The organism is Paucibacter sp. B2R-40, assembly GCF_025717555.1.
Taxonomy (GTDB): Bacteria; Pseudomonadota; Gammaproteobacteria; order Burkholderiales; family Burkholderiaceae_C; genus Paucibacter_A.
This window is the reverse complement of sequence record NZ_JAJIRP010000005.1, coordinates 16,457-41,415: the sequence shown is the minus strand read 5'-3', so window position 1 is coordinate 41,415 and position 24,959 is coordinate 16,457. Positions and strand designations below refer to the sequence as shown.

Annotated in this window: 19 protein-coding genes; 16 read left to right on the top strand and 3 right to left on the bottom strand. The window is 62.6% G+C overall.

The window, feature by feature from the left end:
• Positions 1–153 precede the first annotated feature (153 nt).
• From LNV09_RS11420 to LNV09_RS11410, 3 genes are read left to right on the top strand one after another with little or no spacing between them, the layout of a single operon-like run.
• Positions 154–651: a response regulator gene (locus LNV09_RS11420; protein ID WP_263557219.1), complete on the top strand. Its 498-nt coding sequence runs from the start codon at positions 154–156 to the stop codon at positions 649–651.
• Entirely contained in the window at positions 630–3,683 is a 3,054-nt protein-coding gene (locus tag LNV09_RS11415) for an ATP-binding protein (RefSeq protein WP_263557218.1), read from the top strand. The genes LNV09_RS11420 and LNV09_RS11415 overlap by 22 nt, the downstream gene beginning before the upstream one ends.
• Positions 3,684–3,725: 42 nt before the next feature.
• Positions 3,726–5,024 (top strand): BaiN/RdsA family NAD(P)/FAD-dependent oxidoreductase, encoded by a 1,299-nt coding sequence (locus LNV09_RS11410; protein ID WP_263557217.1) that lies wholly within the window; start codon positions 3,726–3,728, stop codon positions 5,022–5,024.
• Positions 5,025–5,039: 15 nt separating this feature from the next.
• On the opposite strand, the gene LNV09_RS11405 is transcribed toward LNV09_RS11410, so the two are convergent.
• From LNV09_RS11405 to LNV09_RS11395, 3 genes are all read right to left on the bottom strand, one after another.
• Positions 5,040–5,846 carry a MipA/OmpV family protein gene (locus LNV09_RS11405; protein WP_263557216.1) on the bottom strand — a complete coding sequence of 269 codons (807 nt, stop codon included), beginning with the start codon at positions 5,844–5,846 and terminating at the stop codon, positions 5,040–5,042.
• A 192-nt stretch (positions 5,847–6,038) separates the two neighbouring features.
• A complete protein-coding gene (locus LNV09_RS11400; RefSeq protein ID WP_263557215.1) occupies positions 6,039–8,285 on the bottom strand; it encodes a xanthine dehydrogenase family protein molybdopterin-binding subunit in 2,247 nt (748 codons plus the stop codon).
• A 12-nt stretch (positions 8,286–8,297) separates the two neighbouring features.
• Entirely contained in the window at positions 8,298–8,738 is a 441-nt protein-coding gene (locus LNV09_RS11395) for a (2Fe-2S)-binding protein (protein WP_263557214.1), read from the bottom strand.
• A gap of 80 nt (positions 8,739–8,818) precedes the next feature.
• On the opposite strand from LNV09_RS11395, the gene LNV09_RS11390 reads away from it, so the two are divergent.
• The 13 genes from LNV09_RS11390 (at position 8,819) to LNV09_RS11330 (ending at position 24,947) form a co-directional block, all read left to right on the top strand.
• Complete coding sequence (locus LNV09_RS11390) at positions 8,819–9,643, top strand: DUF6502 family protein (protein WP_263557213.1); 825 nt, start codon at positions 8,819–8,821, stop codon at positions 9,641–9,643.
• Positions 9,627–10,832, top strand: a complete 1,206-nt coding sequence (locus tag LNV09_RS11385; protein ID WP_263557212.1) for a DUF5666 domain-containing protein — start codon at positions 9,627–9,629, stop codon at positions 10,830–10,832. Before LNV09_RS11390 ends, LNV09_RS11385 begins: the two co-directional genes overlap by 17 nt.
• Positions 10,833–10,939: 107 nt before the next feature.
• The gene (locus LNV09_RS11380) at positions 10,940–13,315 is read left to right on the top strand and encodes a Tex family protein (protein WP_263557211.1); all 2,376 of its coding nucleotides are present in this window, start codon (positions 10,940–10,942) and stop codon (positions 13,313–13,315) included.
• A 98-nt stretch (positions 13,316–13,413) separates the two neighbouring features.
• Complete coding sequence (locus LNV09_RS11375; protein ID WP_263557210.1) at positions 13,414–15,624, top strand: TonB-dependent receptor plug domain-containing protein; 2,211 nt, start codon at positions 13,414–13,416, stop codon at positions 15,622–15,624.
• Positions 15,625–15,637: 13 nt separating this feature from the next.
• On the top strand, positions 15,638–16,720 hold the full coding sequence (locus tag LNV09_RS11370; RefSeq protein ID WP_263557209.1) for a patatin-like phospholipase family protein: 1,083 nt from the start codon (positions 15,638–15,640) through the stop codon (positions 16,718–16,720).
• 245 nt (positions 16,721–16,965) lie between these two features.
• A complete protein-coding gene (thrS, locus tag LNV09_RS11365) occupies positions 16,966–18,885 on the top strand; it encodes a threonine--tRNA ligase (RefSeq protein ID WP_263557208.1) in 1,920 nt (639 codons plus the stop codon).
• A gap of 71 nt (positions 18,886–18,956) precedes the next feature.
• On the top strand, positions 18,957–19,502 hold the full coding sequence (gene infC / locus LNV09_RS11360) for a translation initiation factor IF-3 (protein ID WP_263533544.1): 546 nt from the start codon (positions 18,957–18,959) through the stop codon (positions 19,500–19,502).
• Between the two features lie 252 nt (positions 19,503–19,754).
• Positions 19,755–19,958, top strand: coding sequence for a 50S ribosomal protein L35 (gene rpmI / locus LNV09_RS11355; protein WP_263533140.1), 204 nt, complete (start codon positions 19,755–19,757; stop codon positions 19,956–19,958).
• Between the two features lie 23 nt (positions 19,959–19,981).
• Positions 19,982–20,338, top strand: a complete 357-nt coding sequence (gene rplT, locus LNV09_RS11350) for a 50S ribosomal protein L20 (protein ID WP_263533139.1) — start codon at positions 19,982–19,984, stop codon at positions 20,336–20,338.
• Between the two features lie 225 nt (positions 20,339–20,563).
• A complete protein-coding gene (gene pheS / locus LNV09_RS11345) occupies positions 20,564–21,601 on the top strand; it encodes a phenylalanine--tRNA ligase subunit alpha (protein ID WP_263557207.1) in 1,038 nt (345 codons plus the stop codon).
• A gap of 26 nt (positions 21,602–21,627) precedes the next feature.
• Positions 21,628–24,072, top strand: a complete 2,445-nt coding sequence (gene pheT / locus LNV09_RS11340) for a phenylalanine--tRNA ligase subunit beta (RefSeq protein WP_263557206.1) — start codon at positions 21,628–21,630, stop codon at positions 24,070–24,072.
• A 61-nt stretch (positions 24,073–24,133) separates the two neighbouring features.
• A complete protein-coding gene (locus LNV09_RS11335; protein WP_263533543.1) occupies positions 24,134–24,466 on the top strand; it encodes an integration host factor subunit alpha in 333 nt (110 codons plus the stop codon).
• Positions 24,467–24,500: 34 nt separating this feature from the next.
• Positions 24,501–24,947, top strand: coding sequence for a MerR family transcriptional regulator (locus LNV09_RS11330; protein WP_263557205.1), 447 nt, complete (start codon positions 24,501–24,503; stop codon positions 24,945–24,947).
• The last annotated feature ends 12 nt before the right edge of the window (positions 24,948–24,959 follow it).

Sequence of the window (24,959 nt, the reverse complement as noted above, 5' to 3'; positions counted from 1 at the left end):
GACCTGGATTGAAAGTGAATGGCAGCGTAAGCACAAGCCCTTGGGCTGATCTCCCGTCCGTGCTCAAGCCCCCCCCCCTCGACAGGCGCTGCGCCACCGCTTTGCGCATCAGCGCTGAACCGCATAATTCTTTGAATCTTCAGGGGAATCGTGATGGGTAAGACGACCATATTGTGTGTCGACGATGACAGCACCATGTTGACCGCGCTGCGTTCTTTGCTGAGCCAGCATGCGGGAGCTAGCGCCACGATCGAGATCGCCGAAAGCGGCGAAGAGGCGCTGGAAATTGCCGACGATCTGCAAAAGGACGGTCAAGCGCTGGCCGTCGTGATCGCCGACTACATCATGCCGGGCATGAAAGGCGACGAGTTGCTGGTGCGTTTGCATGAGCGCTCGCCGGATACGGTCAAGATCATGTTGACCGGGCAGAGTGATTTGAACGGCGTCAGGCGTGCGATCAACGAGGCGCGGCTCTATCGCTTTCTGGAAAAGCCCTTTAATAACGCCGATCTTGTCATGGCCGTCAACAGCGCCGCTGGCGCCTATGACCAGGCCCGGCAGACGGTCGAGGAAATTGCGCAACTGCGCGCCGAGACGCAGGCCTTGAGCGAGCGGCTGGTGGCTTGCGAATGCCCCGAGCGCAAGGACTGATTGAGATGGCCGGCTCGGCGCCCATGCTGGAGTTCTTTGCGACCGATGAAACCGTTGCGCTGCTGGAGGCCGCGCTGCGGGCGGCCTGCGGTGCCGAGCGCCTGCCGGCGCTGATCGCACTGGCTTGGCATTTGCGCGAGCGCGACTCGGTTCGCGCCTTGGCGCTGTCCGGCGAGGCGCAGGAACTGCTCGCCGGTGGCGTTTGGCCCGACCTTGTGTCGCGCAGCGCTAACGCGCGCCTGCTGTTGATTCGCGGCGAGATCAGTTGTCAGCAAACCGAGATGGAGGACGCTGCTCGCGCGGCGCAGCAGGCCTTGGCCGAGTTCGAGGCCAGCGCCGATGCGATCGGGCGCGCCGACGCGCATTCATTGCGTGCGCTGATTGCCGGCGCGCAGGGTGACGAGGCAAGTCGTGATGCCGAGTATCAGGCGGTGGCCGCCGCAGCGGTCAGATTTGACCCGTTGCGGCTTGAGTTTGCCGAACTGATGTTGATGCAGTCTCTGATCTTCCGGGACGTGGTGGCGGGAAAGCAGCGTTGGGATCAACGCTGGCAAATTGGAGCGCCCGATTACCCTGCGCTCGCCGGAGCTTCAGCCAAGGAAATGGAGGGCCTGCTGGCCGGCATGCTCGGTGACCCCGGGCAGGCAATTTTGAAATTCATTGACGCCCATTCGCAAGCCTTGACTGGCGGGCAAACCTTGCGAGCTGTCCGTACTGCAGCCAACATCAGTATCGGCTTCAAGGAACTCAATGACTTCGAGGCGGCGCTGGACTGGAGCCAACGTGGACTGAGTCTGGCGCGGCGATGCGGTTTGAGGTCGGCAACAGGGCTTGCCTTGATGCAGACGGGCGAAATTTTTCAGCGCCTGAAACGTCACGAGGCTGCCCGCGAATTGCTGAATGAGGGCTTGCAAATGCTGGCCGGGCAGGCAGAGTCAAAAATCTATGCAATGGCTTTGCGGAACTTGGCCGAGCTTGACTTGGCCTGTGGGCGATTCGAACTTGCGCTGGAGGCGCTGCGAAGGGTGGAGCAAAAGGCCATTGCATTGGATTCGCCCGACCTGCTTTGTCAGGCGCGAGTCGGGCAGGCGCGCGCGCTGCTGGCCGGTGGGAACCCAGCTCAGGCCATAAAGGCGGCGACGCTGGCCTTGGAAGGGCGGCGCGTTGGTACGACCTTGCGTATTGCTGCCTTGCAGGTCATGGCCGAAATCTTGAGCGCTCACCGGCAATTGCTGCAGCAAGCTGTGACGGCGCTCAGCCCGGCCTTGCACTATTTGCACATGGCGCTGGATATTGCCGCTGAAGTAGAAGGCTATCTGGTGCCCGCCGACTTACTGGCTAGCCTTGCGAGCGAATACGCGAAGGCCGGCGATCATGTACGGGCCTATGACATCAGCTTGCAAGCCGCCCAGGCGCTTGAAAAGACCCACAGCCAAAATGCCAGTAAGCGCGCCATCGCGATGCAAGTGGCGCACCAGACCGAGCGGGCGCAGGCCGAGGGCGAGCAGCACCGTTTGCTGGCTCTTGCCCATGCCGAGCGGGCAGCGAGCTTGGAGCGGGCCAACAGCACCCTGGAGCAACTCGGCGCGATCGGTCGCGACATCACCGGCAACCTCGACGCCGGCGCCATCTTTGCGGCCTTGGATAAGCATGTCCATACTTTGCTGGACGCCTTTTCATTCCTGATCTACCGGCTGGGCGTGGATGGCGAGACCGTCACGATGCTGTTCGGCATGGAGGGAGGTGAGCCACTTCCCCCCGTCAGTCATAAACTAAGGCCGGGCGGGCCTGGGCGGCGCTGTATCGCGGAGCGCCGCGAGGTGGTGGTCGAGTCCAAACCGGGGCAATCGGTCACCCTTCCAGGGACGGTTGAATGCCACAGCATGATGTTCGCGCCCTTGCTGGTCGGTGAACGTCTATTGGGTCTGATGTCGATACAGTCGCCGCGCCCGCAAGCCTATGGCGAGCGCGAGGTTGCGATCTTCCGAACGCTGTGCGCCTACGGCGCCATCGCGCTGGCCAATGCCGAGGCGCAGGCGCAGCTGATCCAGTCCGAGAAGATGGCGTCGCTGGGCCAGTTGGTGGCCAATGTTGCGCATGAGATCAACACGCCGATTGGCGCCATCAAATCCAGCGGTGCCACCATGGTCGAGTCGCTGGCCGACACGCTGGCCGGTCTGCCGCCGCTGTTGCAGTTGCTGGATGCGCCCAGTCAAGCGCTGTTGGTCGACTTGATCGAACAAGCCAGCCGCGCCGGCATGGTCTGGAGTTCGCGCGAGGAACGGGTGGTGGTGAAGGGTTTGATGCTCGCCTTGGAGCAGGCCGCCACTGCGCAGACCGGCGTGGGTCGCGCTGGCATGGACGACCCCCGTGCGCTGGCCATATTGCTGGCGCAACTGGGCTTGACGACGCTGCCCGAGGCGCTGCTGCCGCTGCTACGCCACCCGCTACGCGAGCGAATTCTCCAGGCGGTGCAGGGCGTCTCGACGGTGGTGCGTAGTGCCGCCAATATCAACATAGCGGTCGAGCGGGTCGCCAAGATTGTTTTTGCACTGAAGAGTTATTCGCGTGTTGACAACAGTGGCGAGTTGCGCCCGACCGACCTGGTCGAGAGCGTAGAGACGGTGCTGACAATCTATCAAAACCAGCTCAAGCAAGGATGCGAGCTGATTCGTCGTTACGAGCCGGACCTGCCGCTCTTGCCCTGCCTGCCCGATGAGCTCAATCAGGTCTGGACTAATTTGATCCACAACGCGCTGCAGGCGATGCAGCATCAGGGTGTGTTGACGATCTCGATTGGGCGGGAGGCTCAGAGCCTGGTGGTGTCGGTCGGCGATAACGGCTGCGGCATCCCGCAAGCGATCCGTGGCCGAATTTTTGATCCCTTCTTCACTACCAAACCGGTCGGCGAGGGCAGCGGCCTTGGCCTGGGTATCGTCAACAAGATTGTCGACAAGCATCGCGGTCGCATAGCGGTAGAGAGTGAGGTCGGGGTGGGGAGCAGGTTCGCGGTGTTTCTGCCGTTGGACTGATCTGTCACACTCCCGCCTCAATTCCAGTCGAAAGCGTGTTCTATGTCCCAGCCCAGCTCCTTGTCCAAAACAGCCATCGTCATCGGAGGCGGGCCGGCTGGCCTGATGGCGGCCGAACGGCTGCGGGCGGCCGGTGTCGAAGTCGATCTGTATGACGCGATGGCCTCGGTCGGGCGCAAATTTCTGCTGGCGGGCAAGGGTGGACTCAATTTGACTCATTCCGAAGAGCGGCCGCTTTTTGACTCGCGCTTTGCGGAACGCAGCGCTGAGGTCGCTGCTTGGCTTGACCGTTTGGATGGGCCGAGCCTGCGCGCCTGGGCCGCAGAGCTGGGCGTCGAGACCTTTGTCGGGTCCTCGGGCCGGGTCTTTCCGAGTTCGATGAAGGCCGCGCCTTTGTTGCGCGCTTGGTTGAGCCGTTTGCGCGAGGCCGGCGTGCGCTTTCATATGCGCAAGCGTTGGTTGGGATGGGCCGAAGATGGCGGTCTTCGTTTTGCTGGGGAATCAGGCCAACTGACGGCCCAGGCCGATGTCGTGGTGTTGGCGCTGGGTGGCGCGTCTTGGCCGCAGCTCGGCTCCAATGGCGCTTGGGCCCCATTGCTGGCGCAGCAGGGTGTTGAGATCGCGCCGCTGCGTGCGGCCAACTGCGGCTTTGAATTGGGCCCTAGGCAAGACCCGACCCTGGAGCAAGCTGTGCCACCGGTCGGCTGGAGTGAACTCTTTACCGCGCGCTTTGCCGGCCTGCCGGTCAAGCCGGTGGCGCTGCATTTCGAGGGCCAAAGCGGACGCCAGTTCGCGCGTCAAGGTGAGTTCGTCATCACCGAGGACGGCATCGAAGGCTCTTTGGTCTATGCCGCCAGCGCCTTGCTGCGCGAGGAAATCGCCGAATTTGGCCAGGCCTTGATTCACCTCGATCTTTTGCCGGATCGCACGGTTGACTTCGTGGCGGCAGAGGTGGCGCGCCCGCGCGGTCCGCGCTCGCTTTCTACGCATCTGAAGAGCCGGCTCGGCATCGAGGGCTTGAAGGCCGGCCTGCTGCGCGAGGTTTTGAACAAGGAACAGTACGGGGACCCGGCCACCTTGGCCGCTACCTTGAAACGGTTGCCACTGCGCTTGGTGGCGGCGCGGCCGGTGGCCGAGGCGATCAGCACGGCCGGCGGCGTGCGTCTGGAGGCGCTGACGCCCGAGCTGATGCTGGAGAAACTGCCGGGCGTGTTTTGCGCCGGCGAGATGCTGGACTGGGAAGCGCCCACCGGCGGCTATCTGCTCAGCGCCAGCATGGCCAGCGGGCGAGTGGCCGGTGACGGTGCTGCGGCTTGGTTGAAGAGCCGCAGCGCTGTTTGACGCTTAATTCAGCGGTCAGAACAAGTAAGTGCCGACCACGCCGCCGCCAATGCTGTTGGCCTTGCGGGTAATTGGGCTGTCCTTGGCATCGCTTTGCAGCGCGCGCGCCGACAAGGCGCCGGTGATGGCCATGCGTTGGTCAATGGCGTAGGTCAACGAGAGGTTGGCTCGCACATCACGCAGGCCGGCGCCTGGGGTGTAGACGGCATGTCCGCTGCGCGCAGACTGCGCGGCCGTAACGCCAAAGTTCGTTTGCATATAGTCCGCATTGACCAAGGTCAGCGCCGCACCGACGCCCATGCGCCATTGCGGTGCCAGCATGGTGGAGTAGACCGCACCCAGATCCAACTGCATATCTTTTCTGTCATTGCCCGCGCCATAGCGCAGCGACGAGGTCAGCACAAAGCTTTGAGTCAGGTTGTAGTTGACGAAGCCGCCGAATTCGGGGCGAATCTTGATGTCGCCCATGCCGTTCAACGTGTCCGACAGATCTTCATCGCGGCCGAAGTCGGCCGTGACCCGCAGGCCATAGCTGATATTGGGTTGTTTGGAGAAATTGATGCCCAGTCCGTTGCCGGTGCCCGCGAAGAAACCGTTGCTCCATTGGTAGTCGATCACCGGTATGGGCAAGACGCGGGTTTCTTTCGCGCCCAGGTACTTTTGGCCGCCAAATACGCCCAGGCCCAGCGCGCCGCCGTCACGGTCGGGTATGGCACCGTAAATGCGCGCGGCGTCAAAGGCTTGGGCGGAGGCACTTTGGCCGGCGAGGGCCAAGCCACTGAGCAAGGCGATATTCAGCAGGGAGCGGGCGCTAGGTGTCATTGAAAATTTTCTCTGTGTATTGGCGAGGAATTCGGCAAGGAATTCGGGATCAAGGCACGCAAATCGGTCTGCGCGGCAGGGCCGAACTATGCCAGCTACACATGACACCCACCAAAGGTCAGGGTATTCGGCGGGGCCGAGTTGACGGGTTTGCGCCGGGCGCGCCCCATCGCCTCCCCGGCCCCTCAAGCTTCAAGCTTCGCCCATCGTCGCATTCGGCAACAAGGGCAAGCTCCGCACCGCCTGGCCGGTGAGTTTGAGCAGAGCGCCGGCCAAGGCCGGCGCAAAGCTCGGCACGCCAAGCTCGCCCACGCCGCCGATGGCTTGGGCGCGGTCCAGCGTCGTCGGACTCGGGATCAAGGTGACCGAGACGGTGGGCATCTGCTGCAGCCGGATCATCGGGTTGGTGTTGAAGTTCTTGCGCTGCGCCGCGCCGTTTACAAAGGTCTGCTGGCCGTAGAGCGTCGCATTGATCGCGTGCACCACGCCGCCGATCAGCTGGGCTTCGACGTTGCGCGGGTTGACGGTCAGGTAGCAGTCGCAGGCCAGCCAGACGCGGCTCAGCTTGAAGTTGCTAAGGTTGCTGCCGGTGATCTCGACCACCATCGCCACGATGGTATTGAAGGCTGTGCCAATGGCTACGCCGCGGGCGGTACCCGCTTTCGGCGCGCTGTTCCAGCCGCTGGCGCCGGCCACCGCTTCCAGCACCGCAATCCAGCGCGGGTCGGTCAGACGGGCGCGGCGGAACTGCAGCGCGTCCTGACCGGCCAGTTGCGCCAGCTCGTTGATGGCCGACTCCACCGCAAAGGTGTTGATCGATGCGCCCACCGAGCGCCAAAAACCGACCGGGATAGGCGCCGGGTGACTGACCCACTCGACCCGCCGCGCACCAAAGGCGTAGGGCAAGCCTTGCGAGGCTTCATAGCCCTGGCTGTCGCCCTTGGGGCCCAGCACGCTGCCGCGTTGGCCGAGGATAGAGGGCGAGACATTGCGGTAGATCCAGCTCGCCACCGCATTGCCCGGGTCGAGGGCGGCGCGCACCTGCACGGCGGCCATGGGGCGGTATTGGTCGTGACCGAAGTCTTCTTCACGCGGGTAGAAGAGCTGCACCGGCCGACCCAGGGCCATGCCGAGTTGCACGGCCTGGGCGATGAAGTCCACCTCGGCCTTGCGCCCCAGCCCGCCGCCCAGCAAGGTGGTGTGGATGTGCACGGCGCTCTCGGGCAGACCGGTCAGCTGCATGGTGATGGCCAGCGCATTGCGGGCGGACTGGGTGGGGGCGTAGACATCGCAGCGCTGGCCGGCGACATAGTCCACCGTGCAGTTCAGCACCTCCATGCAGGCATGCGCCACGTAGGGCAGGGTGTAGGTCGCGTCCAGGCGCTTGACGCCGGTACGGGTCAGCGCCGCATCGGGGTTGGCGGTGCTGGCCTCGACCGTATAGCAGGTGCCCGGCGGGTTGGCGGCTCCGGCGACATAGGCGGGTGCGCTTTTCAGCAAGGCCTTGGCGTCGGCCAGAATTTGGGTGCTGTTGAGCGCGGCGGCGTTGGCGGGCAGCGTCCATTTGACGCTCAGGTTACGGGCCAAGCGCATCGCATCCCAGCTGGTGCTGGCCACGACCGCCACCGCGTTGATATTGCCGGCAAGGTCGGCGCCGCGCGCCGTGCCGGCGGCCACCGCCAGCGGCACCACCGCGATGGCCGCCGCGGGTTTGGTCGGTGTTGCGGCCAGCTTGCCGCCAAAGCTCGGGCAATGCTTGACCGCCGCGAACACTTGGCCGGGCAGGCGTACATCCAGGCCGTAGCGGGCGCTGCCGTCCACCTTGCTGGGAATGTCTTGCCGCTCCATGGCCTGACCGATCCAGCGCAGCTGCGCGCCGGGCACCAGCGGCGCGCTGGCGGGCGGGGTCAGCAGGGCGGCGGCCGGAGCCAGCTGGCCGTAGCTGTAGCGCGCGCCGCCGCTGTGGCTGACGACACCGTCCAATACCGAGTAGTTGCTGCGGTTGGCGTCCCCGTGGGTGTTCATGGCCGCCTGCACCAGCGTCTCGCGGGCGATGGCGCCGGCATCGCGCAGGCGCCAGAAGTTGTTGCGCGTGACGCCGGAGCCGACCGTGTTGATGGCCGCACCCACCGGCGCGGGGTTGACCATGGTGGGCCCGCCCTGCGCGATGCGCACGCGCGTCGGGTTGACCATCAGGTCCTCGGCCAGGATCTGCGCCAGCCCCTGCACCGAGCCCTGGCCCATGTCGGAGGCGCCGACAGTGAGGGTGATGCTGTCGTCGGCGGCGATGCTCAGCCAGGTGTTGACTTGGGTGGCAGTTGGGGTGCTTGCCGTTGCGGCTCGAGCCTCGCGGCCATCGAGCTGGAAACCCAGGGTAAAGGCCACCGAGCTGGCGACGGTGGAGGCGAGGAACTCGCGGCGTTGAAGTTGGGCGTTCATATTGAGTCCCGGTTAAAGCGCGGTCACCGCGCTCTTGATGCGCTGGTAGGTGCCGCAGACGCAGACATTGTTGAGTTCCGAAGCGATCGAGCTGCCGTGATGCCCGGCCTGCATCGCGCAAGCGGTGGCCATCAACATGCCTGACTGGCAGTAGCCGCACTGCGGCACTTGGTGGGCGATCCAGGCCTTTTGCGCCGGGTGGCTGCGATCGGGCGAAAGGCCCTCGATGGTGACGATGCGTTTGCCAACTGCCGAGGAGACGTCCATATCGCAGGACTTCTGCGGCTCGCCGTTGACCATCACGGTGCAGGCGCCGCAGACCTCGATGCCGCAGCCGTATTTGGTGCCGGTGAGGTTGAGCACATCGCGCAGCACCCACAGCAGGGGCATGTCGGCAGCGCTGACGTTGACCGGGCGTTCCACGCCATTGACGTTGAGGGTGTAGCTGGGCATGAGAAGCTCCTTTGGCTGACCGTTTGATGAAATGCACAAATTGCGCATTTCACTTTGCGCGCTTAGAATTGATCTGTCAAATGGAAAAACGCAATGAGTTGTTACTGCGGGCCCTCGAGGCTGTGTTGCTGCCGCTCACGCGCCTTTGCGTGGCGCAGGGGCTGGCCTATGACCGGGCCGAGGAGGCGCTCAAGCAGGCTTTTGTGGACGCCGCTCGCGAGGCCAAGCGCGCCGCCGGCGGCGTCGGGGCGCGCGACGTGAGTCAGGTCGCGACGGCGACGGGTCTGAGCCGGCGCGAGGTGGCGAGGCTGAGTGCGGCGCCGGATGCGAGCGCGGCGGCCAAGCCCTCGGCCGTCAACCAGCTCTATCTGCGCTGGAGCACGGCCAAGAAGCTGCGTGACGAGTCCGGCCAGCCGCGCGCTCTGCCGCGCACCGGCAAAGCGCCAAGTTTCGAAACGCTGGCGGGGTCCATCACCCGCCACGTGCACCCACGCAGCTTGCTTGACGAGATGCTGCGCCTGGGGATGGCGCGCCTGAGCGAGGACGGCCAGACCGTATACCTGGAGCCCGACCGTTATGTACCCGAGAAGGACGACGCCCAGATGTTCGGTTTTCTCGGCGCCAATGTCGGCGACCATCTCGCCGCGGCCAGTGCCAACGTCATCCACCGCGACCGGCGGCATTTCGAGCAGGCCATTTTTGCCGATGAACTCAGCGAGCCCACGGCGGCCGCGATTCGGGAGATTGCGGCACAGCAATGGCAACGCGTGTTGGCCGAGGTCGTGCCCGAGTTGGAGCGCCGCGTGGCCGAGGATCAAGCCGCAGGCCGCAGCGGGACGCACCGCGCTCGCCTAGGTCTTTTTAGTTTCAGCGAACCAGAGAATGACCATGAAGCCAAGCCCTGAGTTGAACCCATCCCGGCGCCAATTGTTGTTGGCAATTGCCGGTGGCGCCGCGCTATCGGCCTGCGGCGGGGGCGATAGCGGCGAAGCCTTGAGCGAGCAGCCCAATAGTCATCCTCTGGGCATAGGCGCGGGCGGCACCGGCATCGTGAGGAGCAGCTTTTTGAGTGCGGCGATCAATGCGGTGGGGCCGATCAACGTAGGCGGCGTGCAACTGGCCACCGGCGGCGCGCTGCTGACGGACGGTGACGGGCAGAGCCTGCGCGAGAACGAGATCGAGCCTGGCATGACGGCGCGGGTGCGGGCGGGGCAGATCATCACCGTGGCCGGCCGGAACTTGGCGCTGGCGAAGTCGCTGGAGGTCGACACCCAATTGCGCGGCGAGGCCACCTGGCTCGATGCCCAGACCGCCATCATTCTGGGCCAGCGGGTCAAGCTGCCGCCTTCGGTACCGGGCCTCAGCGGCATCGGCGCGGGTGGCACCGGCCGCAATTTGCGGGTCTGGGGGCAGCTCGATTTGGCCCGCTCCCAGGTCGTGGCCTCGCGCGTGGCGCTGGCCCGTCCGGGCGACACCGACATGCTGCGCGGCCTGCTTTCCGGCATCGACCGCGCTGCCGGCACCGTGCAGGTCGGCAGTTTGCAAGCCTACGCCGCAGATGCGGCCATGCTGCCTGCGGGGCTTGAGCTTGGCGCCGTGGTGCGGCTGGTGGTGGGGGCTGCGCGTGCCGACGGCAGTTTGGCGCTACTGGTGCTGCGCGAGGATGCGGTGCGCCCACCCGAAGGCTCACGGGTGGAGTTGGAGGGCCGTGTCACGCAATTCAGCAGTGCGCAGCGCTTTGCGCTCGACGGCGTGGCGGTCGACGCCTCGCAGGCGGTGTTCGAGGGGCTGGCAAACCTCGCCGTGGGTGCCGAAGCCTCGGTGTCGGGCAAGATGAGTGGCGGGCTGCTGGTGGCGCGCGAGGTGCATGCGCAAGCGGCCGAGCCGCTGGAGTTCAGCGGCCGCATCGACGCGCTTGACGTGTTGCGCCAGACCATCAACGTGGGCGGAATGCTGCTGCACTGGAGCAGCACCACGCGCTTTGTGAGCAGCTCGGCCAAAGACTTGCGCGTGGGCCGGCAACTGGCCGGTCTGGCCCGTTGGGTGCCCGGTCAAGCCGCCCTTGAAGCCAGCCGGCTCAGCGTCGAGAAGTGAGCCGCCTCGCACAGGGGGCGGGGCGGGGGGCGCAGCGTCGCTTCAAGGCCAAAATCAGGCCTGTGGCAAACTGCGCAGCTCTGTGTTTTTGAGCAACATTCGACGTTTTGGACAAGATCCTGCTTCAAATTGCCGCTGAACTGAAAGTTCGGCCGGCCCAAGTCAATGCAGCCGTGGAGCTGCTCGATGGCGGCGCCACCGTGCCCTTTATCGCCCGTTACCGCAAGGAAGTGACCGACGGCCTGGATGACAGCCAGCTGCGCGATCTGGAGGCCCGCTTGGCCTATCTGCGTGAGCTGGAAGATCGCCGCGCCGCCGTGCTCAAGAGCATTGAGGAGCAGGGCAAGCTGACACCGGAGCTGCGCGCCAAGATCGAAGCCGCGCCGACCAAGCAAGAGCTCGAAGACCATTACCTGCCCTACAAGCAAAAGCGCCGCACTAAGGGCATGATTGCCCGCGAAGCCGGCCTGGAGCCCTTGGCCGACAAGCTGTTTGCCGACCCGAATCTGGATCCGCAAGTCGAGGCGGGCGCCTTCATCAATGCAGATGCGGGCTTCGCCGATGCCTTCGCGGTGCTGGACGGCGTGCGCGATCTGCTCAGCGAGCGCTGGGCCGAAGATGCGGTCTTGATCGGCAAGCTGCGCGAATGGCTGTGGGCGGAAGGGCTGTTCCGTTCCAAGCTGATGGAAGGCAAAGACGAGAACAACCCGGATATCTCCAAGTTCCGCGACTATTTTGATTACGACGAGGCTATCCGCACCGTGCCGTCGCACCGGGCGCTGGCGGTCTTTCGGGGCCGCGCGCTGGAGTTTCTGGACGCCAAGCTGGCGCTGGACGAAGAAGTTGTGGCCGGCAAGCCAGGCTTGGCCGAAGGCCGCATTGCCCGCCACCTGGGCTGGACCATGGGCACGCGCCCTGGCGACGCGCTGATTCGCAAGACCGTGGCCTGGACCTGGAAGGTCAAGTTGTCGATGAGCTTGGAGCGCGACCTGTTTGCGCGCCTGCGCGAGTCGGCCGAGAACGTCGCCATCAAGGTGTTTGCCGAGAACCTGCGCGACCTGCTCTTGGCCGCACCGGCCGGCAAGCGCGTGGTGATGGGCTTGGACCCCGGCATCCGCACCGGCGTCAAGGTCGCAGTGGTCAGCGACACCGGCCGCGTGCTGGACACGGCGGTGGTCTACCCGCATGAGCCGCGCAAGGACTGGGACGGTTCCATCCATGCGCTGGGGCGTCTGTGCGCGACGCATGGCGTCAATTTGATCGCGATCGGCAACGGTACGGCCAGCCGCGAGACCGACAAGCTGGCCGGCGACCTGATCAAGCGCCTGCAGCAGCTGGCACCGGATGTGGTGATCGAAAAAATGGTTGTCAGCGAAGCCGGTGCGTCGATCTATTCGGCCTCCGAGTTCGCGTCCAAAGAGCTGCCGGATATGGACGTGACGCTGCGCGGTGCGGTCTCGATCGCCCGTCGATTGCAGGACCCGCTGGCCGAGTTGGTCAAGATCGATCCCAAGAGCATTGGTGTCGGCCAGTACCAGCATGACGTCAACCAAAGCGAGTTGGCCAAGATGCTGGACACGGTGGTGGAAGACTGCGTGAACTCGGTCGGCGTGGACCTGAACACCGCCTCGGCGCCGCTGCTGTCGCGCGTGTCGGGTCTCTCGGCCAATGTCGCCTCGTCCATCGTGCGCTGGCGCGATGCCAATGGCGCGTTCAAGAACCGCAAGCAATTGCTCGATGTGGCGGGCCTCGGGCCCAAGACCTTCGAGCAGTCGGCTGGTTTCTTGCGTATCCGCGCGGGCGAGAACCCGCTCGACTTCTCCGGCGTGCACCCGGAAACCTACGGGCTGGTCGAGCGTATTCTGAAGACCGTCGGCCGGCCTGCCGCTGAAGTGATGGGTAAGAGCGACGTCATCCGCACATTGAAGCCGGAGGCCTTTGCCGACGAGAAGTTCGGCGCGATCACGGTTAAGGACATTCTTGCCGAGCTGGAAAAGCCCGGCCGTGACCCACGGCCCGACTTCAAGGTGGCGCGTTTCAATGAGGGTGTCGACGACATCAAGGATCTGGTTGAAGGCATGATTTTGGAAGGCACGGTCTCCAACGTCGCCCAGTTCGGCGCCTTCATCGACCTGGGCGTGCATCAGGACGGGCTGGTGCATGTCAGCCAGTTGTCCAACAAATTCGTCACCGACGCTCGCGAGGTGGTCAAGACCGGCGACATCGTCAAGGTGCGCGTGCAAGAGGTGGACATCGCCCGCAAACGCATCTCGCTGACGATGAAGCTGGATGCGCCGGTGCAGCGTGGCGGGGCAAAGCCCGACAACAGCTACCGGCCAGCCGGACGCAATGAGCGCAGCGGCGGCGGTGGTGGCGGTGGTGGAGGAGGGGGCCGGGCGTCCGCACCCGCTGCGGCTCCGGCGGGCGGTGCGATGGCGGCTGCCTTTGCCAATTTGGCCAAGCTGAAGGGCGGCGCTTCGTAAATCGCCCCACTGATTCGGTGCTTGATCGCTTGCCTGCTGCAATCGCAGTCAAGGCAAGCTATGGTGCCGCACCTGTTGTGCATTCTCCGGAGTTCCGTTTGACATCCTTCTCATTGCGTGCCGTGCCCGCAGCTTGCGCTGCGCTGGCTTTGTTGATTTGCCCGAGGCTGGTTTTGGCGCAGGATATGCCGGTTGGCATAGGCGACACCCCAGCGCGGCCGCAGCAGGGCAGCCGCTTGGAGCGGGTGGAGCTCAGCTCGCGCCAGCAATCCGACACCGACCTGCGCCGCAAATCGCAAGTGGCCAAGCAGATCTATGGCCGCGAGGAGATGGACAAGTACGGTGACACCAATGTGTCCGATGTGCTCAAGCGCCTGCCCGGCGTGTCGGTGCAAGACGGCTCACCGCGCATGCGCGGCCTGGGTGCGGGCTACACGCTGATTCTGATCAATGGTGATCCGGCTCCGCCCGGTTTTGCCTTGGATCAGCTCAGCCCCTCGCAGGTCGAGCGCATCGAGGTCACCAAGGGCCCGACCGCCGACCAGAGTGCGCAGGCGGTGGCCGGCGCGATCAACATCATTTTGAAAGACGCGCCGCGGGTGTCGCAGCGCGATCTGCGGCTGGGGGTAGGCTATAGCATTGAGCGACCGACGCCAAATGCCAATTTCACCTTGGGCGAAACGCTGGGCCCCTTGGCGCTTTCGCTGCCGATTTCGGCCTTTGAGTGGCGCAATCAGAACAGCTTCACGACCGAGCGTTTTGCGCAGGGCATAGAGTTGAAGGACTCGCAGGTTATCCAACATGCCGAGCAGCCGAACTGGGGCCATGGCTTTAATATTGCGCCGCGCGTCAATTGGAAGATCAGCGACGACGAGAGCGCGTCCTTTCAGACCTTCGCGCAAAAGGGTTTCTGGAACAACAAGACCGACTACGTCAACACGGTGCTCTCGGGCAAGCCCAGCCTCGACGACGACAGCGCCAGCCACGGCACCTGGCAGAACCTGCGCGGCAATGTTCAATGGGTCAATCGCTTCAATGACGCTCAGCGACTGGAGTTGAAGGCCGGCGTGCAGGACTCTAAAGGTACCTTCAATAGCGAGACTTTTCGCAGCGGTGCGGTGCAGCGGCAGACGGTCGGCAATAACCATGATCGCAGCCTGACTCAGGCCGGCAAGTTTGGCCAATTGCTGGGAGAGGATCACAGCTTGACCGTGGGTTGGGATTTGGAATGGCGCAAGCGTGACGAGCTGCGCACGGTCACCGAGAACGGTGTGGTGCAACTGCCGCAGTACGATGGCCAGCCTTTCTCGGCCGATATCCAGCGCCAGGCGCTGTTTGTGCAGGATGAGTGGGAGCTGTCCAAGCAATGGTCGACCTATCTTGGCCTGCGCGCCGAGCGCATTGCGACAGAAAGCCGGGGCAACGCGGAGACGGTGCGCAACACCAGCCAAGTGGTGACGCCGCTGTGGCATTTGAATTACAAGTTAGACCCCAAGGGCCGCGATCTGATTCGCGCCAGCCTGACACGCAGCTACAAGGCGCCGGATTTGAACGCGCTGCTGGCCCGGCCGTCTTTGAGTGGTCAGTTCCCGGACACGAGCAAGCCCAATACCGAGTTGTCGCCCGACCGCGTCGGCAACCCCGAGCTCAAGCCTGAGTTGGCCACCGGCCTGGACATCGCGTTCGAGAAGTATTTCACCGGCGGCGGCATGTTCAGCGTTGGCCTGTTTCATCGCAGCATCAATGATTTGATCCGCAGCACGACCAACTTGCAAACGGTGGAATGGTCGCCGGTGCAGCGATGGGTGACACAGCCTGTCAACTACTCCAAGGCGCAGACCAGTGGCCTGGAATTGGAAGTTAAAGGGCGTGCCGGGGAGTTGCTGCCTTCGTTGTTCGACCCCAAACTGGCTTTGAATCTGCGCGGCTCGCTGAGCTTTTATCACTCGAATGTCGATGCCGTTCCAGGCCCGAACAACCGCTTGGATGGGCAGCAGCCTTGGTCCGGCAATCTCGGCTTTGACTACCGCTTGAGCAGCCTGCCGCTGACGACCGGCGCCAGTTTTTCCGTGACGCCGGGCTACACCACACAGCAGACGATTTCGCAATCTCTTGAGCAGACGCGCACGCGAGCGCTGGATGTGTTTGCGCAATGGGCGTTCAGCAAAACGCTGTCGCTGCGCTTGTCGGCCAATAATTTGGCTCCGCTGGATACGCAGCAGACGATCAGCTTGGGTTCCGGTTACGGCAGCACGACAGATCGGGTGGCTCGCACCAATTTTGGCGCGGCGCTGGAGATCAAGCTCTGAATCATTGATGGCAATGCAGGCCTTACAAATTTTTGCCGGACCGAGGGCCCTAGCTCGCTTGGCCGAGCGTGGCCTGCGCCCCGACGATGTGCGCGTGGTACCGGCGGCGGCAGGAGGCCCCAAGGGACTGATTCTGGGGCCCCTGGATCAGTTCATCTTCGGGGACTGGTTGGCGCGCAGCAGCCAAGAAGTGCATTTGCTCGGTGCCTCGATTGGCGCTTGGCGCATGGTGACCGCTTGTTTGGGGCGTAACGCGCAGCAGACCGCGGCCGAGTTCGAGCGACTTTCCCACGATTACATCCATCAGCATTACGACAGCCCGGCCGGCAAGATGCCGACGGCCGCCGAGGTGACGCGTGGCTTTGCGGCCAAGCTGGATGAGGTCTTCGGTGGACGCGAGGCGCTGGCGCTGAGCCACCCGCGCTACCGGCCGCATGTTTTCACTTCGCGCGGCCGCTACCTATTGGCACGCGAAGGCAGGCTGCGCACACCCTTGGGCTACACGGGCGCCTTCATGGCGAACCTGCTCGGTCGCCGCTTGATGGGCGGCAGCCTGGAGCGGGTCGTGTTTTCGCCGCCGGGCGCTGAGCTGCCGATGCCGCTGCATGACTACCGCAGTCGCCAGGTGGCGCTGACGCCGCAGAACTTTCAGGCCGCCTTGCTGGCCAGTTGCTCGATCCCGTTTTGGCTGCAGGCGGTGCATGACATTCCTGGTGCGCCGCGCGGGGCCTATTGGGATGGCGGCATCACGGACTATCACTTGCATCTGAACTATGCATCGATGCTGGGCGATGGAGTAGTGCTCTATCCGCATTTTCAACGCCAGGTGATTCCGGGTTGGCTGGATAAAGCGTTGAAGCGCCGCCATCGTTCCAGTGCCTTTCTGGACAACGTGGTCCTGCTGGTACCGCATCCGGATTGGGTTAGGACGCTGCCGCGCGGCAAACTGCCAGACCGAGCCGACTTCCAGCATCATGGTGACAATGTGCAGGCGCGTGCGGCCGAATGGTTGCGTGCCGTCGCCGAGAGCCAGCGTTTGCGTGATGAATTTGCCGCCGCTTGCGAGCAAGCCAGCATCGCGGCGCTGCCGCTGTAAGGGCAGTGACTTGATCCATGGCTACAATTGGGCCATCAGCAACGAACAAGGGCGAGAAAGGCATCATGGTTATGACACCGCGAACTACGACCACACCCCGACCTGGGTTTAGTCGGCCGCGCCTCGTCACGACTTAACTTTCTCTTCCAAGTGCTGCTCAGGCAGCCATCGATCAAAGCGCGGCACAGCCCGCGTTTTTTTTCGACCTCAAACATAGCCCCGCCGCCTTCTTCAGGAGTTTCTTCATGATCGCTATTCAATTGCCCGACGGCTCCAAGCGTGAGTTCCCGCAAGCCGTCACCGTGGCCGAAGTGGCCGCCTCGATCGGCGCTGGTCTGGCCAAGGCGGCGCTGGCCGGCCGTGTCGGCGCAGGTGCGGATGCCAAGCTGGTCGACACCAGCTTTTTGTTAGAGGTCGACACACAGTTGGCCATCATCACCGACAAGGATGCCGACGGCCTCGAGGTGATTCGTCACTCGACCGCCCACTTGCTGGCCTATGCGGTCAAGGAATTGTTCCCCGAGGCACAGGTCACCATCGGTCCGGTGATCGAGAACGGCTTCTTCTACGACTTTGCCTACAAGCGCCCGTTCACGCCGGAGGACCTGGCGGCGATCGAGTCGAAGATGAGCGAGTTGGCCAAGAAGGACGAGCGCATCACGCGCAGCGTCTTGCCGCGCGACGAGGCGGTCAGCTATTTCAAGAACCTGGGCGAAGCCTACAAGGCCGAAATCATCGAGAGCATCCCGGCCGATCAGGATGTATCCCTGTATGCCGAAGGCAAGTTCACTGACCTGTGCCGCGGCCCGCACGTGCCGTCGACGGGCAAGTTGAAGCATTTCAAGTTGATGAAGGTAGCCGGTGCCTATTGGCGCGGCGACCACCGTAACGAGCAATTGCAGCGCATCTACGGCACGGCCTGGGCCAGCAAGGATGATCTGCAGAAGTATCTGATCCGCCTGGAAGAGGCCGAGAAGCGCGACCATCGCAAGTTGGGGCGTGAGCTGGATCTGTTCCATATCGACGAGCATTCTCCCGGCACCGTGTTCTGGCACCCCAAGGGCTGGGCGGTCTGGCAAGAGGTCGAGCAATACATGCGTCGGGTCTATCGTGAGAACGGCTATCTGGAGGTCAAGGGTCCGCAAATCATTGACCGTAGCCTGTGGGAAAAGTCGGGTCACTGGGACAAGTACCGGGACAATATGTTCACGACCGAGTCGGAAAAGCGTGACTACGCGCTCAAGCCGATGAATTGCCCCGGCCATATCCTGATTTTCAACCAGGGTATCAAGAGCTACCGGGATCTGCCATTGCGCTTCGGTGAGTTTGGCCAATGCCACCGCAATGAGCCTACAGGCGGCCTGCACGGCATCATGCGGGTGCGCGGCTTCACGCAAGACGACGGCCATATCTTCTGCACCGAAGACCAGATCCTGGCCGAGTGCGAGGCGTTTACGACCCTGCTGAAGAAGGTTTATGCCGACTTTGGCTTCACCGACATCGTCTACAAGGTGGCGACGCGCCCCGAGGCCCGCATCGGTACCGACGAATATTGGGACAGGACCGAGCAGGTCTTGATGGAAAGCCTGCGCCGCTCGGGTTGCGAGTTCGAGATCGCAGTGGGCGAGGGTGCTTTTTACGCGCCCAAGATTGAATATGCCTTGAAAGATGCACTGGGTCGCCAGTGGCAATGCGGCACGATTCAGATCGACTCGAATATGCCAGAGCGCTTGAGCGCAGAGTTTGTCGGCGAAGACAGTCAGCGCAAAACGCCGGTGATGTTGCACCGTGCCATCGTCGGCAGCTTGGAGCGATTCATCGGAATTTTGATCGAACAGCATGCCGGCGCTTTGCCGGTTTGGCTGGCGCCGACGCAGGTGGTGATCGCCAATATCACCGACGCGCAGGCCGATTACGTCGCCGAAATCGTGAAATCTCTGCAGAAACAAGGGCTTAGGGTCCACGCAGATTTGCGAAACGAGAAAATCACGTATAAAATCCGTGAGCATTCTTTGCAAAAGGTTCCATATATCCTGGTCGTAGGCGACAAGGAGAAGGCAAATGGAGCCGTTGCGGTGCGCGCCCGTGGCAACCAAGATCTGGGTGTGATGGCCTTGGAAGACTTCATTGCGAAGATTTCCGCCGACATCACCCAAAAGGCTTGAGATCGCTGCACAGGGCGCGCTTTTGTTTTGTTTGGGCTCCTCGCCTTGGGGCTCGCTGAAAGGTATGCACCATCGCTACATTTGCTGACCGTCGAGCCATTCCTGAGCGCAAGCATCGGCTGAATCGCGAAATCTTGGCTCCTGAAGTCCGTTTGAACGGCCAAGAAAACGAGCCGCTCGGAATTGTGAGCATCCACGAAGCGCTCCGCATGGCGGGCGAGTTGGATGTGGACGTTGTCGAAATCTCCGCCACGGCCGTCCCTCCGGTCTGCCGTTTGATGGACTACGGCAAGTTCAAGTACATCGAGCAAAAGCGCGCTGCCGAGGCGAAGTCCAAGCAGAAGGTCATCGAAATCAAGGAAGTCAAATTCCGTCCGGGTACGGACGAGGGTGACTACCTGATCAAGATGCGCAATCTGCGCCGCTTCATTGCCGAAGATGGTGACAAAGGCAAGGTGACCTTGCGTTACCGTGGTCGTGAAATCACCCACCAAGACATTGGTATGCGTCTGCTGGAACGAATCCGCGACGAGTTGTCCGATGTGGCCGTGGTTGAGAACATGCCCAAGCTGGAAGGCCGGCAAATGATCATGGTCCTGGCGCCAAAAAAGCGCTAAGACCGCGAAATTGACGCTACTGAAAACGTAGCGAGGAAGGCCAGCTGCTAGGCGCACGGCGCGCAGCGACCGAAACATACTTTGGGTATGTTGAGGAAGCGAGCACCGCGCAACAACGCAGATGGCCTCCGCAGTAGTTTTCAATTCAGCCCGCTGATTTGGTCGTTAGCGGGCTTATTAGCCTCCAGAGGCCCCCAAGTTCTGCATGAGTAATGCAGACGCCCCTGGAAGCGTTCACAAGAAGGAGCAATCATGCCCAAAATGAAGACCAAGAGCAGCGCGAAGAAACGTTTTCGCGTTCGTCCGGGTGGCACCGTTAAGCGCGGCCAGGCGTTCAAGCGCCACATCCTCACGAAGAAGTCCACGAAGAACAAGCGCCACTTGCGTGGCACGACCGGCGTGCACGAGACCAACATGGGCCATATGGCTCAAATGTTGCCCGGCGCTGGCCTCTGATCGACTTCTGAAGGAGAAATACTATGCCTCGCGTTAAACGTGGTGTTACCGCACGTGCCCGTCACAAGAAGGTCCTGGCTTTAGCCAAGGGCTACCGTGGTCGTCGTAAGAATGTCTTCCGCATTGCCAAACAGGCAGTGATGAAGGCAGGCCAATACGCCTACCGTGACCGTCGTGCCAAGAAGCGTGTGTTCCGCGCACTCTGGATTGCCCGTATCAATGCGGCTTCCCGTGAGTTGGGCCTGACATACAGCAAGTTTGTGGCTGGCCTGAAGAAGGCTCAGATCGACATCGACCGCAAGGTCCTGGCCGATCTGGCTGTGCGTGATCCTGCTGGTTTTGCCAGCATCTTCGCCAAGGTCAAGGCCGCTCTCGCTTAATGTCCATCTGCCGCCGCAAGGCGGTAGTTGGCAGCCCTGAACTGGCTCGCTGGTTCGGGGTCAGCACCCAAAGGCCGACACCCTGGTGATCGGCCTTTTTTTATTGCCTAGGATTTACGCAAGGCAGTTACGGCGAAATGATTTGCTCGTTTGTATCAATTTTGCGTAAGTCCTATTCCCCTCTAATTCTTGCCTCAAGACTTGCTTGATGAAAACGGCTCCGCGATGAACGACCTCGATCAATTGCTGCAAACGGCGCAAGGCGAATTCGCCGCCGCGACCACGCCCGCCGACTTGGAAAATGCCAAGGCACGCTTCCTCGGTAAAACCGGTCGCGTGACCGAGTTGCTCAAGGGCATGGCTGCCCTGGCCGTAGAAGAGAAGAAGACCCGCGGCGCCGAAATCAATGTCTTGAAGTCTGGCATAGAGGCGGCCCTGACGGCGCGCCGCCAAGCCTTGGCCGACGCCGAGTTGGCCCTACAGCTCAAGGCCGAGGCCTTGGATGTCAGCTTGCCCGGGCGCCAGCGCGGCACCGGCGGCCTGCACCCGATCACGCGTGCGATGGAGCGCATCGAAGGCATCTTCGGTTCGATGGGTTTCGACGTGGCCGATGGCCCCGAGATCGAGAACGACTGGTTCAACTTCACCGCGCTGAACACGCCCGAAGATCACCCGGCGCGCTCGATGCACGACACCTTCTACGTCGAAGGAGGTCATGTCTTGCGCACCCACACCAGCCCGATGCAGATTCGCTACGCGGTCCAGCATGTCAAGCGCCACCGGGCCCTGATCGATGCCGGCCAGCCCATGCCTGAGATCCGCGTGATTGCGCCGGGCCGCACTTACCGGGTCGACAGCGACGCCACGCATTCGCCGATGTTCCACCAAGTCGAAGGCCTGTGGGTGGGCGAGAACATCAGCTTCAAGGATTTGAAGTCGGTCTATGTGAACTTCTTGCAGCAGTTCTTCGAGACCACGGAAATGGACATCCGTTTCCGCCCCAGCTATTTCCCTTTCACCGAGCCGAGCGCCGAGATCGACATGATGTTCGCTTCTGGCCCGCTGAAAGGCCGCTGGCTCGAGGTATCGGGCTCCGGCCAGGTGCATCCGCAGGTGATTCGCAATATGGGTCTGGACCCTGAGCGTTATATCGGTTTCGCTTTCGGTTCCGGCATCGACCGTCTGGCCATGTTGCGCTATGGCGTGGGTGATCTGCGCCAGTTCTTTGATGGCGATCTGCGCTTTCTGTCCCAGTTCAAGTGACCCCCCCGTAGCTCGAGAGATATCCCATGCAATTCCCTGAATCCTGGCTGCGGGCCTTTTGTAACCCTGCGCTGAATACCCAAGAACTGGCCGAACTGCTGACCATGTCGGGCCTGGAAGTTGAAGAGCTTCGCCCGGTCGCGCCGCCTTTTCACGGCATTGTGGTGGCCGAAATTCTGACGGCCGAACAGCATCCTAACGCCGACAAGCTGCGCATCTGCAGTGTCAATGCCGGCGGCTCCTTCAACAATGGGGAGCCGCTGCAAATCGTCTGCGGCGCGCCGAACGCACGCGTCGGCATCAAGGTGCCTTTGGCGACCGTCGGGGCTGAGCTTCCTCCTGGCGAAGATGGCAAGCCCTTCAAGATCAATGTCGGCAAGCTGCGCGGTGTTGAAAGCTTCGGCATGCTCTGCTCGGCGCGCGAGCTCAAGCTCAGCGAAGAGCATGGAGGTCTGCTCGAGTTGGCGGCCGACGCGCAAATTGGCCAAGATATCCGCGCTCACCTGAATCTGGACGACACGCTGTTCACGCTTAAGCTGACGCCGAACCTGGCCCATGCCCTGAGCGTGTACGGCATCGCGCGTGAAGTCTCCGCCTTGACCGGTGCACCGCTGCAGTTGCCCGTTATTGCGCCGGTTACGCCGCAGATCGATGACAAGCTGCCGGTCCGCATCGAAGCGGCCGATTTGTGCGGTCGCTTCTCCGGCCGCATCATCCGCGGCGTCAACACCAAAGTGCAGACGCCCGCCTGGATGGTGGACCGTCTGGCGCGTTGCGGCCAGCGTTCGGTCTCTCCTTTGGTCGACATCTCCAATTATGTGATGTTCGAGTTTGGCAGGCCCTCCCATATCTTCGATCTGGACAAAATCCATGACGAGTTGGTTGTGCGCTGGGCCAAGTCGGGCGAGAGCCTCAAGCTCTTGAACGGCAACACCGTCGCGCTGGACGAGACGGTGGGCGTGGTGGCCGATTCGCAAGGCGTTGAATCGCTCGCCGGCATCATGGGCGGCGACGCCACCGCAGTCTCGGACGACACCATCAATATCTATGTCGAGGCTGCATTCTGGTGGCCCAAGGCAGTGATGGGGCGTTCGCGCAAGTTCAACTTCTCTACCGATGCTGGCCATCGTTTCGAGCGCGGTGTCGACCCGGCCTTGACGGCCCAGCATGTCGAGCGCATCACGCAGTTGATTCTCGATATTTGCGGCGGTGCGGACACGCGCTGCGGCCCGCTGGACGATCAAACCACGCAACTGCCCGCGCGCACGCCGGTCAGCCTGCGCGTGGCGCGAGCGTCCAAGATCATCGGCATGCCGGTGACGCAGGAAGACTGCGCCCGCGTGTTCACGCGCCTGGGCCTGCCTTTCGAGCAAGCACCCGGCGTGCTGACCGTGACGCCGCCGAGCTGGCGTTTCGATATGCAGATCGAAGAAGATCTGATCGAAGAAGTCATTCGCGTCATTGGTTATCCGAACCTGCCCTCGACGCCGCCGCTGGCGCCGGTGGTGGGCAAGGTGGCCTCGGAGGCGCGCCGCTCGGTGCATGCCTTGCGCCACGCGGTGGCCGCACGCGACTATTTCGAGACCATCAATTTCAGCTTCGTCGAAGCCCGCTGGGAGCGCGAGTTAGCCGGCAATGAGCAGCCGATTCAGGTCTTGAACCCGATCGCCGCTCCGCTGGCGGTGATGCGAACCAGCTTGCTGGGCAGCCTCATCAATACCTTGCGCTACAACCTAGCGCGCCGGGCCACGCGCGTGCGCTTGTTCGAGATTGGCCGCGTGTTTTTGCGTGACGCGACGGTGCTCGAGAGCGACGCCAGCATCGCCGGTGTGGCTCAGCCGATGCGCCTGTCGGGTCTGGCCTACGGCCCGGCTGAACAGCAGCAATGGAGTCAGCGCGACCGCAATGTCGACTTCTTCGATGTCAAAGGCGATCTGGAGGCGTTGTTTGCTCCGCGCCAGTTGCGTTTTGTGCCGGCCGAACATGCGGCATTGCATCCGGGCCGCAGTGCGCGCATCGAACTGGACGGTCAGGACATCGGCGTGATCGGCGAGTTGCACCCCAAATGGCGCCAGTCTTATGACTTGCCGCAGGGTAGTGGCGCGCCGATTCTGTTCGAGCTGGATCTGGCGGCAACCTTGCAGCGCGAGCTGCCGGCCGCCCAGGCGATCCCGCGTCAACAAGCTGTGCTGCGCGATCTGGCCGTTATTGTGGATGACAAGGTCAGCCACGACGGCCTGATGGCAGCCATTGCCGGTGCCCATGACGGATTGATTCGTTCCGCCAGATTGTTCGACGTCTTCAAGCCGACGCAGGCCAACGCCGACATGAAGGATGGTGAGCGCAGTCTGGCCGTGCGGCTGGAGTTGCTGGACGACGAGACCACCTTGACCGAGGAGCGCATCGAGCAAACGGTGGCGGCGGTGATTGAGGCCTTGAGTCGGCGCCTGGGTGCGCGTTTGCGCGGCTGAGGGCAGGGCGATGAGCGCAGAAGATTCAGGCAGCCAGGACGGTCGCGGGCCGGCGCCCTTGATGTTGCTGGCAAGCTTGGATACACCGACCTTGACCAAGGCGGAATTGGCCGATCTCTTGTTCGACAAATTGGGCTTGAATAAACGCGAGTCCAAGGACATGGTCGAGGCCTTCTTCGACATCATCCACAGCAGCTTGGTTGCCGGCGACGAGGTTAAGCTGAGTGGCTTTGGTAACTTCACGATTCGACGCAAGGCGCCCCGGCCGGGGCGCAATCCCCGCACCGGCGAAGCTATCCCAATCAATGCCCGCGATGTGGTGACTTTTCACGCCAGCAACAAACTCAAGGCTTTGGTGCAAGGCGAAGTGTGCGCCGAGGATGACTTCGAGTAGAGTCTGACCTCCCGACCTGAAGCCCTTGATTTCAATGGAAAACTCGCTCCCAGCGATACCGGCAAAGCGCTACTTCACCATCGGTGAGGTCAGCGATCTATGCGGCGTCAAGCCCTATGTGCTGCGCTATTGGGAGCAGGAGTTCAGCCAACTGAAGCCGATGAAGCGGCGCGGCAATCGGCGCTATTACCAGCACCACGAAGTTCTGCTGATTCGGCGCATCAGGGGCTTGCTCTATGACCAAGGTTTCACCATCAGCGGGGCCCGCAATCAGTTGATCGACGGCAACTCAGCGCCGCTTGCCGCCGATGTCGAATTTTCAGGTGCATTTGACGCCGCTGAGGATCGTCTGGACGGATCTGAAATTCCGACTCCATCAACGCGCGAGCAAACAGAACTGTCGACCGAGCAGGTCAGGGCGGAGTTGCTTTCGATACGAGATCTGCTGATCCTTGATTTCAGCCCTAAATTTGCCCTATAATGTGAGGCTTAG

What these genes read in the sequence shown, in the direction of transcription:
- LNV09_RS11420 (WP_263557219.1), top strand. Translation starts at nt 154, where the DNA reads ATGGGTAAGACGACCATATTGTGTGTCGACGATGACAGCACCATGTTG.
- LNV09_RS11415 (WP_263557218.1), top strand. Translation starts at nt 630, where the DNA reads ATGCCCCGAGCGCAAGGACTGATTGAGATGGCCGGCTCGGCGCCCATG.
- LNV09_RS11410 (WP_263557217.1), top strand. Translation starts at nt 3,726, where the DNA reads ATGTCCCAGCCCAGCTCCTTGTCCAAAACAGCCATCGTCATCGGAGGC.
- LNV09_RS11405 (WP_263557216.1), bottom strand. Translation starts at nt 5,846, where the DNA reads ATGACACCTAGCGCCCGCTCCCTGCTGAATATCGCCTTGCTCAGTGGC.
- LNV09_RS11400 (WP_263557215.1), bottom strand. Translation starts at nt 8,285, where the DNA reads ATGAACGCCCAACTTCAACGCCGCGAGTTCCTCGCCTCCACCGTCGCC.
- LNV09_RS11395 (WP_263557214.1), bottom strand. Translation starts at nt 8,738, where the DNA reads ATGCCCAGCTACACCCTCAACGTCAATGGCGTGGAACGCCCGGTCAAC.
- LNV09_RS11390 (WP_263557213.1), top strand. Translation starts at nt 8,819, where the DNA reads ATGGAAAAACGCAATGAGTTGTTACTGCGGGCCCTCGAGGCTGTGTTG.
- LNV09_RS11385 (WP_263557212.1), top strand. Translation starts at nt 9,627, where the DNA reads ATGAAGCCAAGCCCTGAGTTGAACCCATCCCGGCGCCAATTGTTGTTG.
- LNV09_RS11370 (WP_263557209.1), top strand. Translation starts at nt 15,638, where the DNA reads ATGCAGGCCTTACAAATTTTTGCCGGACCGAGGGCCCTAGCTCGCTTG.
- thrS (WP_263557208.1), top strand. Translation starts at nt 16,966, where the DNA reads ATGATCGCTATTCAATTGCCCGACGGCTCCAAGCGTGAGTTCCCGCAA.
- rpmI (WP_263533140.1), top strand. Translation starts at nt 19,755, where the DNA reads ATGCCCAAAATGAAGACCAAGAGCAGCGCGAAGAAACGTTTTCGCGTT.
- rplT (WP_263533139.1), top strand. Translation starts at nt 19,982, where the DNA reads ATGCCTCGCGTTAAACGTGGTGTTACCGCACGTGCCCGTCACAAGAAG.
- pheS (WP_263557207.1), top strand. Translation starts at nt 20,564, where the DNA reads ATGAACGACCTCGATCAATTGCTGCAAACGGCGCAAGGCGAATTCGCC.
- pheT (WP_263557206.1), top strand. Translation starts at nt 21,628, where the DNA reads ATGCAATTCCCTGAATCCTGGCTGCGGGCCTTTTGTAACCCTGCGCTG.
- LNV09_RS11335 (WP_263533543.1), top strand. Translation starts at nt 24,134, where the DNA reads ATGTTGCTGGCAAGCTTGGATACACCGACCTTGACCAAGGCGGAATTG.
- LNV09_RS11330 (WP_263557205.1), top strand. Translation starts at nt 24,501, where the DNA reads ATGGAAAACTCGCTCCCAGCGATACCGGCAAAGCGCTACTTCACCATC.